General features: G+C 62.3%; 13 protein-coding genes. 8 read left to right on the top strand and 5 right to left on the bottom strand.

Annotated features, from left to right (window positions below):
* Nucleotides 1–23 precede the first annotated feature (23 nt).
* Together OKW39_RS33845 and OKW39_RS33840 are read left to right on the top strand one after the other, a co-directional pair.
* Nucleotides 24–545, top strand: a complete 522-nt coding sequence (locus tag OKW39_RS33845) for a lecithin retinol acyltransferase family protein (protein WP_429564617.1) — start codon at nt 24–26, stop codon at nt 543–545.
* 40 nt (nt 546–585) lie between these two features.
* Nucleotides 586–837: a hypothetical protein gene (locus tag OKW39_RS33840; RefSeq protein ID WP_429564616.1), complete on the top strand. Its 252-nt coding sequence runs from the start codon at nt 586–588 to the stop codon at nt 835–837.
* A 4-nt stretch (nt 838–841) separates the two neighbouring features.
* Here OKW39_RS33840 and OKW39_RS33835 read toward each other — a convergent pair whose 3' ends face one another.
* Nucleotides 842–1,720 (bottom strand): LysR family transcriptional regulator, encoded by an 879-nt coding sequence (locus OKW39_RS33835; protein ID WP_184061611.1) that lies wholly within the window; start codon nt 1,718–1,720, stop codon nt 842–844.
* A gap of 340 nt (nt 1,721–2,060) precedes the next feature.
* Between OKW39_RS33835 and OKW39_RS33830 the strand changes: the two genes are divergently transcribed.
* Nucleotides 2,061–2,552, top strand: coding sequence for a DUF4126 domain-containing protein (locus OKW39_RS33830; protein ID WP_090807556.1), 492 nt, complete (start codon nt 2,061–2,063; stop codon nt 2,550–2,552).
* 65 nt (nt 2,553–2,617) lie between these two features.
* Here OKW39_RS33830 and tehA read toward each other — a convergent pair whose 3' ends face one another.
* The 3 genes from tehA to OKW39_RS33815 form a co-directional block, all read right to left on the bottom strand.
* A complete protein-coding gene (gene tehA, locus OKW39_RS33825; RefSeq protein WP_429564615.1) occupies nt 2,618–3,640 on the bottom strand; it encodes a dicarboxylate transporter/tellurite-resistance protein TehA in 1,023 nt (340 codons plus the stop codon).
* Between the two features lie 180 nt (nt 3,641–3,820).
* The gene (locus OKW39_RS33820; protein ID WP_090807552.1) at nt 3,821–4,171 is read right to left on the bottom strand and encodes a response regulator; all 351 of its coding nucleotides are present in this window, start codon (nt 4,169–4,171) and stop codon (nt 3,821–3,823) included.
* A gap of 6 nt (nt 4,172–4,177) precedes the next feature.
* Nucleotides 4,178–5,602: an RAD55 family ATPase gene (locus OKW39_RS33815; protein ID WP_429564614.1), complete on the bottom strand. Its 1,425-nt coding sequence runs from the start codon at nt 5,600–5,602 to the stop codon at nt 4,178–4,180.
* A gap of 721 nt (nt 5,603–6,323) precedes the next feature.
* Between OKW39_RS33815 and OKW39_RS33810 the strand changes: the two genes are divergently transcribed.
* Nucleotides 6,324–7,370 (top strand): phytoene/squalene synthase family protein, encoded by a 1,047-nt coding sequence (locus OKW39_RS33810; protein WP_090807549.1) that lies wholly within the window; start codon nt 6,324–6,326, stop codon nt 7,368–7,370.
* 185 nt (nt 7,371–7,555) lie between these two features.
* Nucleotides 7,556–7,804: a hypothetical protein gene (locus tag OKW39_RS33805; RefSeq protein ID WP_129961873.1), complete on the top strand. Its 249-nt coding sequence runs from the start codon at nt 7,556–7,558 to the stop codon at nt 7,802–7,804.
* 274 nt (nt 7,805–8,078) lie between these two features.
* Here OKW39_RS33805 and OKW39_RS33800 read toward each other — a convergent pair whose 3' ends face one another.
* A complete protein-coding gene (locus OKW39_RS33800; RefSeq protein WP_184024579.1) occupies nt 8,079–8,393 on the bottom strand; it encodes a DUF4148 domain-containing protein in 315 nt (104 codons plus the stop codon).
* Nucleotides 8,394–9,201: 808 nt separating this feature from the next.
* Here OKW39_RS33800 and OKW39_RS33795 point away from each other — a divergent pair.
* From OKW39_RS33795 to OKW39_RS33785, 3 genes are read left to right on the top strand one after another with little or no spacing between them, the layout of a single operon-like run.
* Entirely contained in the window at nt 9,202–10,437 is a 1,236-nt protein-coding gene (locus tag OKW39_RS33795; protein WP_429565475.1) for an ABC transporter substrate-binding protein, read from the top strand.
* The gene (locus tag OKW39_RS33790; protein WP_429564613.1) at nt 10,434–10,994 is read left to right on the top strand and encodes a hypothetical protein; all 561 of its coding nucleotides are present in this window, start codon (nt 10,434–10,436) and stop codon (nt 10,992–10,994) included. The genes OKW39_RS33795 and OKW39_RS33790 overlap by 4 nt, the downstream gene beginning before the upstream one ends.
* On the top strand, nt 10,991–12,220 hold the full coding sequence (locus OKW39_RS33785) for an ISL3 family transposase (protein WP_429562555.1): 1,230 nt from the start codon (nt 10,991–10,993) through the stop codon (nt 12,218–12,220). Before OKW39_RS33790 ends, OKW39_RS33785 begins: the two co-directional genes overlap by 4 nt.
* Nucleotides 12,221–12,236: the final 16 nt, after the last annotated feature.

Genomic DNA, 12,236 nt, shown 5'->3' with positions numbered 1-12,236 from the left:
TGGAAATGCGAACGAGGCCAGCCATGAACACCCAAACGCTCGATACACGCGACGACGACCCGCAATCCGCAGCCGCTTGCGACACCGCATCATCGACGATCGATCTGCCGATCGGCGCGCACCTAGTCACGCAACGCAACGGCTACGAACATCACGGCATCTATGTCGGCAATGGCCGCGTCGTGCACTACTCGGGCTTTGCGGCCTCCGCGCATCCCGGACCGGTCGAGGAAGTCGAACTCGCGCGCTTCGCCGCCGGCCATTCGCTGTCGGTTCGCGCGACGCCGAGCGCGATCTACGTCGGCGCCGATGCGGTGCGCCGCGCGCGCTCCCGCCTCGGCGAGAACCGCTATCGCCTGCTGACCAACAACTGCGAACACTTCTGCGCGTGGTGTCTGCTCGGCGAAAGCCGCAGCGAACAGGTGCATTGCTGCTTGCGCCATCCGAGCACGGGCATGCGCGCACTGCTGTGCCTCGTGAAGGCGTTTGTCGAGAGCGGGGCGAGGAACGAACACCGCATGGCGCAACTCGCGCAACTCGCGTGAACGCAACGCGTCGGGAACGGGACGATTCGAGGAGAACATCATGGTAGCCGCAGAAAAAAGCTTGCACTGGGCCGTCGACAAATGGCTCGCGCCCACGCCGTCGATGCCCGCGCGCGTGGTGCGGTTCTGCCATCGCGCGTCGCAGCAGCAACGCTATGTATGTGTGCAGGCGTTGAAGCCGGAAGGATTGCTGTCGATTTTCTTCTTCCGTCACGGCGACGGTTCGTGGAACGTGTTCCCGCCGCAAGCCGCGCGGCCCGCGATGAACGGGTATTGCCGCACGGCCGCGTAGGAACTCATGCGTGACCCGCCGTGGCCGCTTCCGTGGCGAGCCACTGACTGAACAGCAACATCGCCGGCGTCATCGGCTTGCCCTTCAGGCAGGTCAGCCAGTAACTGCCCGCCTTGACCTCGACGTCGAACGGGCGCACCAGACGCCCGGTATTGATCTCCCTTTCGAACATCAACGCAGGCACGAGCGCGATGCCCGCGCCCTGTATCGCCGCTTCCACCATCAACCGCGACGAATCGAACACCGGTCCGCGCACCGGCCGCGGCGCGATGCCCGCGGCCGCGAACCAGTTCATCCAGTCGTCCATGCGGTACGAGCGCAGCAGCGTTTCGTTGGCGAGATCGTCGGGCCGTGCGAGGCGCGCGGCGATCTCGGGCGTGCAGAGCAGCGCGAGCGGCGCGTCGAGCAGTTTGGTGGCGAGCGAGCCGGGCCACGTGCCGTCGCCGAAACGGATCGCGAAATCGAGGCCCTCGGTCGCGAGGTCGACGAGGTTGTTATTGGTCAGCAGCCGCAGCTCGACGAACGGATGCGCGTCGCGAAACGACTTCAGGCGCGGCATCAGCCAGCCGACCGCGAACGTGCCGACCACACCGACCGTCAGCACCTCGTGAAAATGCCCGCCGTCGAACTGCTTGAGCACCGCCTCGATACGATCGAACGCGTCGGACAGCACGGGGCGCAGCGCGAGCCCTTCGTCGGTCATCGCGAGGCCGCGCGGCAAACGCTTGAATAGCGCGGTGCCGAGCCGCTCCTCCAGCGAGCGCACCTGCTGGCTGACCGCGGCTTGGGTCACGTTCAGCTCTTGCGCCGCGCGCGTGAAGCTCAGATGCCGCGCGGACGATTCGAACGCGCGCAGCGCGTTGAGCGGAAGATACGGTCTCATGGTGCAGATACAAGATTTTCTTGTGAGTGGGCTAACTTATCACCATCGGCCCACTTCGCCGACTCCCTGTCTCTTATTCGCTAGTCGAATTGTGCGACACTAGGGCCACATCGACGGGGGCCATCGTATGCCCGGCGCCGCGCCAGACGCGCGGTGGCGAGTCGGCAATGAAGAGCCGGCAATTGTGAGCAACGGTGAACGGCCGCCGCGGATTGCCTCGATGTAGGTGGTGAGAAGTTGACTGTCCAGATGGAATGCTCGACATGTTCTGCCGACGTTCGTCCAGGTAAGCCGTCGGCTCGTGCAACCTTGCATCATTGCCCTCGATCGGGAGTCCGCTATGTCCGTGTATGTTCTGGCCTTGCTGATTGGCGTCGTCGCCGGCCTTCGCTCGATGATCGCCCCCACCGCCGTCAGTTGGGCCGCGCGTCTGGGATGGCTGCCGCTGCAAGGCACGTCGCTTGCCTTCCTCGGCTTCGCGGCCACGCCGTATATCTTCACCGTGCTGGCGGTCATCGAACTGATCACGGATCAATTGCCCGAAACGCCGAGCCGCAAGGTGCCGCTGCAGTTCGGCGCGCGAATCGTGCTCGGTGCGCTGAGCGGCGCGGCGATTAGCGGCGCGCATGGCGGCCTGGCGGGCGGCATGATCGTCGGGGTGGTGGGCGCGGTGGTCGGCGCGGTAGGCGCGGTGATCGGCACGCTCGGCGGCGCGAAGGTGCGCAGTTCGCTCGCCAGCATGTTCGGGCGCGATGCGCCCGCGGCGTTGATCGAGGACGTGGTCGCGATCGTCGCGGCTGCGTTGATCGTCGTGTCGTTGCACGGGTTCTGACACGAACGCAAAAACGCGGCGGGACGCTTTGCGCGTCGCCGCCGCGTTCGGTCGCTGCCCGCAGCTTATTGAACCCGGGCGATTCGCACGGCCGTCGTGACTTGCGTGACCGGCGCCGCCGCCGTCGAACTCGCCGCCACGGGCGGCATCAGCTTGCCTTGCATGAGCAGCTGAAGCGTCTTCACGACCAGAATCGCGATGATCGCGTTCGCCACCACGAACAGAACCGGTGCCGCGAATTCGATCGGACCCGTCGCGCCGCGTTCGACGAGACGCAGCGCCATCGTCGGCAACGCCGCTACGCCGAAGCTGAACGCCCAGTAGCCGGGCACGAATGCCTGTTGGCGGATCCACGGCAGCAAACGCAGCAGCATCAGCGCCTGATAGAGACCGTAGCCGAGCAGGGCGTAGGCGAACAGATCGGGCGTGCCGCTGGTGAGGCTCAAATACGCGACACCACCGACGACTGGCGGCGCGAGTTGCACGCCGAGGGTCGGGCGCAGCGCTTCGGGCAGCGGTTCATGCACGGCGGCGCGATGCAGGATCATCGATTCGAGCGCGAGCCACGCCAGCATGCCGCCGCCGAAAAACAGCTCGCCCAGTTGATGGAAGCCGAATGCGGCCGAGCTCGCCGCCGCGACGAAGCCCGCTCCGACCGTCGGCAGATAGATCGCTGGCGTGGTCAGTTCGGGCTTGCGGCCGCCTTGCCACAGCTTGCCCTGTAGATAGACGCCGAGCCCAAGTTGCGCGATCGCCGCGATGCCGTACAGCGTCAGCGCGAGGGTATGCGCGTACGGCTGCAGCAGTTGCGCGGCAAGCAGCGTCGAGATCGGCGCGAGCGCGACGAACGAAGACTGCACCGGATGATTCAGTTCGGCGCGTGCGTCGTCGGTCCGTGCGAACCACTTGTGCGCGTAGGCGAACAGAATGATGGCCCAGACGGCGAGCGCCGCGATCGTCACCACGCTGCCGGCGACGGCCGGCAAGTGCCACAGGCGGATTGCGACGCGCCACAGGTTGGCCAGCGCCAACGAGCCCACCGCGATGCTCAAGAAGCCAGCGGGAAACGCACCACGATTGCTGTTCATGACGACCTCCGAAAGTTGCGTCGCGCTGCGGGTTGCTGGCCATGCGCGATCGATGGCCTACTGTAAAAGGCCACGGAGAATCGCAGAACGCTGCAAACGCTCGACAAATGGCGCGAGCGTCTCAAGCTGTGTTTTAGCGGGGGAAAGGGGCAGAGAAGGCGGGGGGAGGAAGGGCGGCCGTCAACCGCCCATGCGCACCAGCATCGCCAGCAGCTGGTCGAACGAAAGCGGCTTGCGCGCGTAGGCAAAATGTGGATTCGGCTGCACCGGAATGTCCGATGCGGCGCTGCACAGGATGATCGGAATCTCGCGCAGCTCTGGGTCCTCATACAGCGTCGTGCACAACTGGAGGCCCGACATGACCGGCATCATGCAATCGGACACGATGATATCGGGCCGGCTCGAACGGACCAGTTCGAGCGCGACGGAGCCGTTCGACGCCGTCCGTACCGCATAGCCGTGTCGTTCCAGCAGCAGCCGCCACACCGTGAGGATGTCGAACTCGTCGTCCACCACGAGAATGGTTTTCATGGGCGGCTAGGTTTTTCGCCCCAATTGCAGCGTGGCCGACAGGCCCGGCGTCGATTGGATGCCGGCGGCGCCGGGCGAGCCGTCGATCACGTCGAGTCCTTGCGACGAAATCGACAGTTCGCGCAGTGACGTGTCGTGCGCGCTTTCGCGTTGCTTCACCACCGAAATCACGCGCCGCAGTCCGCCTTCGGTCTCGGCGTAGCGCAGCAGCACGAGGTTTTCGGTCAGCGCCGACACGCGCACGGCCTTCGCGTGACCCGGATCGCTGTACAGCGGCAGCTCCTCCGTGACGAGCGTCGTGATGGCCGCTTCGCGCAACTGATGCAGCAGTGCGTTCAGGAACAGGTCGAAGCGCTCGGTACGCAACGCCGAATCGCGAAAGCCCTCGACGCCGTCGATCACGATGCGCGTCGCGCTGGTCTGCTTGACGGTGGCGAGCGCTTTCGACGCGATTTCATCGACCGCGAGTTCGATCGCCGGGTGCCAAAGCACCATCAGACGACCGTCCTGCCACGCATCGGCAAGCGCGATCGACACCGCTTCAGCCTTGCCGATGAGTCTCTGCGGACTCTCGTAGAAGCCGAGATACACGCAACGCTCGCCGCGTGCGAGACCGGCCGCGAGGAACTGCAGGCACAGCAGCGTCTTGCCGACGCCCGACGGGCCGATCAGCGTGGTCGTCGCGCCTTGCGCGAAGCCGCCGCCGAGCAGGTTGTCCAGGTGCAGCAAGCCGAAGCCGAGCCGTGCTTTCAGATCGACGGGGCCCGCTTGCTCCGCGCACTGCGCTTCGAGGCGCGGGAACATCAGCAGCCCGCTGCCGGCAATGCGGAAGAAGTGCTTGCCCATCAGATGATCGCGCGCGCGCATCTTGTGCACTTCGATTTCGCGCGCGCGCCGCATACCGTCGTGATAGCTGTTCAGCTCGATCAGACCGTCCACCAGCGTGTGCTCGGGATGCGACTCGTTGCCCGACAGCGGCGCGAGCAGCAGCGTCGTGCAGTCCATCGCGGCGACCAGCGCGTTCAGCTCGTGGATGAACTTCGACAGCGACAGCTCGGTTTCGCTGAATTCGCGCGCGCTGCGAAAGCCGTCGATGATCATCAGGCTCGGCCGGTAGTCGTAGATGCTCGACGCGATCAGCTTCAGGAAACCGTCGAGGCCGTCCTGCATCAGCTCCTGATAGCCGGACACGAACAGCATCTGCTGCGCGACCGCGGCTTCGTCGAAAAAGCTCAGGCCTTTCAGGTGACCGAGCAGCTTGTCGTGCGATTCGGCGATCAGCGTCATGTACAGCACTTTCTCGCCTTGCCGCACCCGATGAAAACCGATCTGGCTCGACAGGATCGTCTTGCCGGCGCCGGCCATGCCCTCCAGTAGATAGACGCCACCGCTCACCAGACCGCCGCCGAGGATCTCGTCGAAACCGGGCACGCCGGTTTCGACATTGCGTCGCGCCGCGTCAGGCCGGGCCGCGTCAGGTCGCGCCGCGTCAGGCCGGGCCGCGTCAGGTCGCGCCGCGTCAGGCCGGGCCGCGTCAGGTCGCGCCGCGTCAGGCCGGGCCGCGTCAGGTCGCGCCGCGTCAGGCCGGGCCGCGTTAGGTCGCGCTGCGTCGGACGGGCGGGACGTGTTGGATGCGTCGGTAGTCATTGTCGATGTGTCGTTCAAAGTGCAAGCGACGGCCTGGTCGTAACCGTCCTGTGCTCAAATCCGTTGGGGCAGCAATCCCCATTCCCGATCGCGAGCGACAGTGTCCCGCAGCGTGAAATGCAGGGAGTCTATCCGGCAACGCGTGCCCGGCGAACGGCGTGTGCTCGACATGGCGGCGTGAGAGGGCGAAAAAGGCCGGCGGCGAGGAGCCGGTGCATGCGGTATGAGGGGGAGTGAAGTGCGGTGGCCGGTCGAACTTGCAAACCGATGCAATGAAACGGAAAGGCGAGCGCTTCGCTCATACGGCGCCGCAGGCTTCGGTCGAGGCTGCCGACCACATAGGTCAGGTGCAGGTTCGAACGAGGGCTGCGAGTGGCGCCGGCTTCGGCGGACGGCTTCTGATGCTGGTTCATGGTGTACCGGGTGACGCGCCTCGCCGTATACAATTCGGCAGCGCCTGATCCCAGCGGGCTTACACCCGCCTATTTGCCAACCGATCCAACCCATGCCGAATCCGACCCGGGCCTTTCTTCTCGGCCCGCTCCTGAAAGGCGTTTCACGCTCCTTCTATCTGACGCTGCGCGTGCTGCCCATCGGCATGCGCGATCCGATCGGCCTTGCGTATCTGCTCGCGCGCGCGGCCGATACGATTGCGGACACTTCGCTGATCGCGCCAGGCCAACGCCTCGAATTGCTGCTCGCGTTGCGCGATCAGGTCAATGGCGTGGCCGTCGACAGCGCGCCGTTCCAGCGCATCGCCGCGGAAGTCGCGGGTCAGCAGGCGCAGTCGGATGAAAAGCTGCTGCTCGAATCGTTGAGCCCCGCGCTCGACGTGCTCGCGCAACTGAGCGAGTCCGACTGCCACTCGGTGCGCGCGATCGTCACGACGCTGACCGAGGGCATGGAATTCGATCTACGCACGTTCCCCGACGAACGCTCCGGCCAGATCGCGGCGCTGCGCGAATACGACGAACTCGATCGCTATACGTATCTGGTCGCGGGCTGCGTCGGCGAGTTCTGGACCACGATGACTTACGCGCACATGCCAGGCACGCTGAAAGAACAACCCGACACGATGAAGCAGCGTGGCGTGCGTTTCGGCAAGGCATTGCAGATGACCAACGTGCTGCGCGATTGCGGAAAAGATTTGCGCATCGGCCGCTGCTATCTGCCGCAGAGCATGCTCGAGCGCCACGGTCTGAGCGCGCGCGATCTGCTGCAACCGGCCAATTCGATGCGCGCGCGGCCGCTGCTCGTCGAACTGCTGCGCAAGACGCTCGATCATTTCCGCGCGGCACTCGACTATACGCTCGCGATTCCGGTGAGCGCGGTGCGCTTGCGGCTCGCCTGCCTGTGGCCGATCCTCATCGGCCTCGACACCTTACTGCTGCTCGCGGATAACGACGCGTGGCTCGATCCGGCGAAAGTGTCGAAGGTGACGCGCCATGACGTGTATCGGATCATCGCGTCATCGCTGCTGCTGGTGCCGTCGAATGCGCTGGTGCGCCATGCGATCAATAGCCGCATCGCGCGGATCGAGACTCGGCTGTAGGCGTAAACGCCTACGGTTGCGCGCACAGTCACCGCGCATCGAATAAAACTGAATCGCTTCAATGCACTACGAATCGCCCGCAGTAGTCGCGATTTATTCTGGATCATTGAATCTTCAACAATCGGGAAAGCCCCAGGCCACTGCATTCGCGCTTCACGTTAGTCTCTTCGAAAAGGAGGCGACCCATGCGACAAGCGTTCAATATTGCGTTGGTGCTTTTGCTTGGCTATCTGATGGCGGATCGGGCGTTGATGCGTGCGCAGGCGGGCGAGGTCGGCACGATTACGTGTCACCAGGGCGCGGCGCTCGTCAAATCGGACGCATTGAAAAAGGGCTTTGGTGACGCTGGCGCGAGCGCGCAGAGCGAGAGCTTCCTGTCGAGTTGCCTCGTGACCGGGCGTGGCCAGGTCGGCAATCTGATCGCACGCGACTGAGCGCGGGCAGCTGAGAATTCATCGCGGCCCACGCAGAGCGGCGCGAAAAAGCGCCCAGACCGTGAAGGCCTGGGCGAAGTCATCGGGAGCCCGATGACGGAGGTAACCACATACGAACTGGCCCGCGCTCGGAGATACCCGAGTCGCGGGCCAGTTCATTTGAATCGGGGTGCGCGTCGCAAGGACGCGCTATTTGGAAGTGCTCGCGGTTCGTTTCGCCGTAGGGCTTCGTGGCCACACAGCTGCGCTTGACGAACCGCCTGCCACCTACCGCTTACTGACCGAAGTAGACCGACTTCGGGCCACTCGTCGGAGCCGCATGGCTCGTTTGCGACGTACCGCTCACCACACCACCGAAGCCGGTAGCGGCTTGACCGACGCCGTTTTGCGCGTCGACGCGGGCTTGCGCAGCCTGGATGTCAGCCGGGTAGTGCGGGTCGGCGTGACCAGGTTGATAGCCGGCCTTTTCCAGTTGGATCAGCTCGGCGCGCACTTGAGCGCGGGTCACGGGCTGGTTGGCTTGCGCGAACGCGGCGACCGGAGCGGCGACAGCGACGGCGATGACAACGGCTTGAATCAGCGATTTCATGATACTTACCTCCAGTTCAGGGTTTTATCTTGCTGCGAACTTGCTTGTTCGTAGTCAGTGATTGCATTGTAATTTGGCGAACTGGACAGAGTAACTCGTGAGATAGGTAATGTTTGTTGCGAAAATTGATATAAATCGATGGAACTTTTAGGGTTAACACGTAAACGTGTGTCCAGTGTCACAGGAAATGAAAACTATGCGAGGTCGGTGAACGACTGCTGCCACAGTTCGTGATTGATCCGGGCGGTCGACATCCCTTGCGGGAGTAAGGTGGTCCGCGATTGCGTCAAATCGACCCCAAGCCGACCGTGAACCCATCACCACATATTCGGCAGTTTCCAAACTACAGCGGCCATCCATTCCTGCCAGTCGCTCGGCGCGTCATCGGCCCTGAGCGGACGACCGGAAGTACAGGCGTTCCCTTCAGTTAAAGTATCTGCGTCTGTTGCCGATATGCCGTGTGAGTGCCGACCCGTCAAGAGCTCCAAGCAGCCCTGTTTTATAAACATTCCGGTGCCGATCGATAGGCGTCGTCGATGACAAAAGATCGGCCGGCAGCGAGAAAGACATGTGATGAATGCGCAGCGGCGTGCCGGGCTTCGTCACAACTTACCGCTGCTGGGACGCCGCCATGGTTATGCAAGTGATTCGACCGCGATGAAAGTTTCACCGGTTTGCCATCGAATGCGCCCATAGCCTCTGCCGAGGGCCGCCCAATCCATGCCGAACCTGAAAAAGTGAACCCCACGTGCGACAAACTGAGTTTGGCTCCTTGCTGTCGGTCTTGGCCTGTTTTATTTTTTTCTCGTTGTGCGGTTGCCATCAGCGAGACCACGATTCTTCGAGCACGAGCGGGCCGGCCAGTACCACCATCACCGCCTTGATCTGGGCTCCTGACTGGCCGGAAGAAATGCTTCAGATTGCCGCCGAATTCAGCAAGCTGAATCCGGACATACACGTGGATGTGCAGTTCATGATTGGCAATTCGGTGGAAGAAAATATCAAGCCGCGGATCGCCTCCGGCAACTTGCCCGATCTGGTGAGTATCAACCCGAATGCCTACGCGGCCGACCTGGCCGATCAAGGGCTCCTCGCCGACGTTAGCAAGACATCCGCCTGGAACAACATGCTCGATCCTCTCAAAAAGGACTGGACCAGTCGCCAATCCAGGCACTTTGGAATAGCGGGGGGAATGGCTACGACTTTGATCTATTACAACCAGGACATGTTTGCGAAGGCGGGGATCAGGGAGCTGCCGACCAATTTCAACGAATTTCTGGCGGTTTGCGAACAGCTCAAACGTGCGGGCTATACGCCAATAATGTGGAACGGCGGCTTCCCAAATATGCTCGGCAACGGCCCCTTCAGTTCAGGCTTTGCTAACAATGTGGTTGCGCGCGAGCCAGACTGGAAGGACAAAATCAGCGATGGCACGCTGGATTTGAACACCCCCCAGGTAGCGGATATTTTCGCCAGGATCAGGCTGATGCCGGAACGGGGTTTCGTACAGGAATCGTTCACGACAACTGGCTACGATGATGGCATACGGCTATTCAAGGAGGGCAAAGTCGCGATGGCTTTTCACGGTAGCTGGGCAGCCGGTCTGTTGCTGCACGGCAATCCCTTTGAAGTTGGCGTGCTCATCCCGCCCTGGAACGCGCCAGGCGAGCAGGTGGTGCCCGTGATCGGCAGCGAAACCGGGTTTGCGGTGTCGGAAACGCCCAACAAGGCCGCGGCAATGCGTTTTCTCGAGTTCGTCGCTGGGCAGGGGTTTTCCATCCTCCAGGTCAAGCGCCAGAACATTTCTCCATTCAAGCAGTTCCCAAGGACGCTGGTGAGCGATCAGAAGATCGTCGACTACACAAACATGGTCAGTCGCTATGCTGTGACCGGCAGCCCGTACTATTCGTTTCTACCTTCCAATTCCATCGAGCGCTTGCATAGATTGATACAGGATGTGCTGTTCGGGAAAATCACGCCAATGCAGGCTGCAAAACTCCTGGACGAGTCTGTTAAGAATGAAGCGAAGATGCACTACAAATGAGCCCACTGATCGCCTGGCTGCGAAGCGCATTCGCCTACTTCTCGTTGGATCTGCTGCGCCGGGTCGAAATTCGCTACCGGCTGATAACCGCGTTTATCCTGCTTTCGCTGATACCGATACTTGTCTCCAGCTACATATCGTATGTGGAGTCAACAGCAGAGTTCAAGCACAAAGCGGAGATATTTTCCAAAGAGGTAGTCAAACAGGTATCCAAAAACATCTCGTTGCGGATGGAGCAGATCGAGACGGAGAGCAGCCTTCTGGTGCTCTCCGATCAGGTTCAAGACGCGCTGACCCGCGTCGCACACGGCAATGAAAAGGAGCAGAGCGAAGCTCGCCAGGATCTGACCCGACTGCTCCTGGAGCACTACGGCGCGGTTGATTTCATCAACCAGAAATATGCCTCTTTCAAAATCCGAGTGGCTGGTTTGGCGGGTCAAGTACGGGCGTCAGCCCGGCGAAGCGAATACTTGACGCGCGTTGAAGAAGTAAGCTGGGACAGGGCTGGTTGCGGCAGAATGCGGCAACCAGCCCTGCAAGACAACGTGAACCGATGAACCAGACCCAACTGTTTGAAGCCGCCTTGGGGATCAAGGCGCCGTGGTACGTGCAAGGCGTCGATTTCGATGCCGCGCGGCGTGAGCTGACCATTGCCGTGGACTTTGTCGCGGGTACGCGCTTTCCATATCCCGGTGTGGCGGGCGAACACCCGGCTCACGACACCCAGATCAAGCGGCTGCGGCACCTCAACTTCTTTCAACATGAGTGCTATCTGGAGGTCCGGGTGCCGCGGGTACGTCTGCCGGACGGCTCGGTGCGCCTGATCGAACCCGACTGGATGGGCAAGCTGGACGGCTTTACGCTGCTGTTTGAAGCACTCGTGCTGGCGCTGTGCCGGGAGATGACATTTGCCGCGGTGGCACGCGTGGTGAACCTGTCGTGGCATCGGGTGAAAGCCATCTGTGACCGTTACGTGGACCTGGCCGTGGCCGCGACTGACCTGTCCGAAGTCACTGCGGTGGCTATTGACGAGACTTCGTGCCGGCGTGGCCACGACTATGTTTCGCTGGTCGCCGACATGGACGGGCGGCGTGTGGTCTTCGTCACGCCAGGCAAAGATGCCGGCGTTGTCGAACGCTTTGCCCGGCACCTGGAGGAACACAACGCAACGCCTGCGCAGATCGAGTCGGTCAGCATCGACATGTCGCCCGCCTTCATCAAGGGCGTCGAGGAGCATCTGCCCGATGCGCGGGTGACCTTCGACAAGTTTCACGTCGTCGCGCACGCGTCCAAAGCGCTTGATGGCGTGCGCCGCGCGCAGCAGAAAACCGATCCGTCGCTGAAGGGTATGCGCTGGTCGCTGCTCAAGGATGCCGGGAAGCTCGATCTCGCACAACTGACCGATCTCGAGGCCCTGATCAGCCAGTACACCACCAACCGCACCGCGCGTGCGTGGATGTACCGCGAGCAGCTGCGCGAGATTCTCGATCGCAAACAGATCCACGTCGTCTCCAAAATGCTTCGCCGGTGGTGCGGCAACGTCATGCGCTCGAAAGTCGAACCCATGAAGGACGTCGCGCGCATGATCCGTCGTCATTTCGACGGCATCATCGCGTGGGCGCAGACGCGTCAGACCAACGGATTCATCGAAGCGATCAACGGCCTGTTTCAGGCCGCCAAACGCAAGGCACGGGGATACGCCAGCTTCAAGACCATGCGCACCGTGCTGTTTCTCATCGCGGGCAAGCTCGACTTCTCAGCACTCAATCCGCATGCCTCGTGAGCCGCATTACCCACTG

The sequence above is a fragment of the Paraburkholderia sp. MM6662-R1 genome, from assembly GCF_050436245.1.
In the GTDB taxonomy this organism is placed as follows: domain Bacteria; phylum Pseudomonadota; class Gammaproteobacteria; order Burkholderiales; family Burkholderiaceae; genus Paraburkholderia; species Paraburkholderia tuberum.
The sequence above is the reverse complement of the archived record's forward strand: the minus strand, read 5'-3'. Positions and strand labels throughout refer to the sequence as shown.

Bases quoted from the DNA above. Each gene is read 5' to 3' on its own strand.
- OKW39_RS33790 (WP_429564613.1), top strand. From the start codon at position 10,434: ATGAGCCCACTGATCGCCTGGCTGCGAAGCGCATTCGCCTACTTCTCG.
- OKW39_RS33830 (WP_090807556.1), top strand. From the start codon at position 2,061: ATGTCCGTGTATGTTCTGGCCTTGCTGATTGGCGTCGTCGCCGGCCTT.
- OKW39_RS33840 (WP_429564616.1), top strand. From the start codon at position 586: ATGGTAGCCGCAGAAAAAAGCTTGCACTGGGCCGTCGACAAATGGCTC.
- OKW39_RS33785 (WP_429562555.1), top strand. From the start codon at position 10,991: ATGAACCAGACCCAACTGTTTGAAGCCGCCTTGGGGATCAAGGCGCCG.
- OKW39_RS33845 (WP_429564617.1), top strand. From the start codon at position 24: ATGAACACCCAAACGCTCGATACACGCGACGACGACCCGCAATCCGCA.
- OKW39_RS33820 (WP_090807552.1), bottom strand. From the start codon at position 4,171: ATGAAAACCATTCTCGTGGTGGACGACGAGTTCGACATCCTCACGGTG.
- OKW39_RS33810 (WP_090807549.1), top strand. From the start codon at position 6,324: ATGCCGAATCCGACCCGGGCCTTTCTTCTCGGCCCGCTCCTGAAAGGC.
- OKW39_RS33835 (WP_184061611.1), bottom strand. From the start codon at position 1,720: ATGAGACCGTATCTTCCGCTCAACGCGCTGCGCGCGTTCGAATCGTCC.
- tehA (WP_429564615.1), bottom strand. From the start codon at position 3,640: ATGAACAGCAATCGTGGTGCGTTTCCCGCTGGCTTCTTGAGCATCGCG.
- OKW39_RS33805 (WP_129961873.1), top strand. From the start codon at position 7,556: ATGCGACAAGCGTTCAATATTGCGTTGGTGCTTTTGCTTGGCTATCTG.
- OKW39_RS33800 (WP_184024579.1), bottom strand. From the start codon at position 8,393: ATGAAATCGCTGATTCAAGCCGTTGTCATCGCCGTCGCTGTCGCCGCT.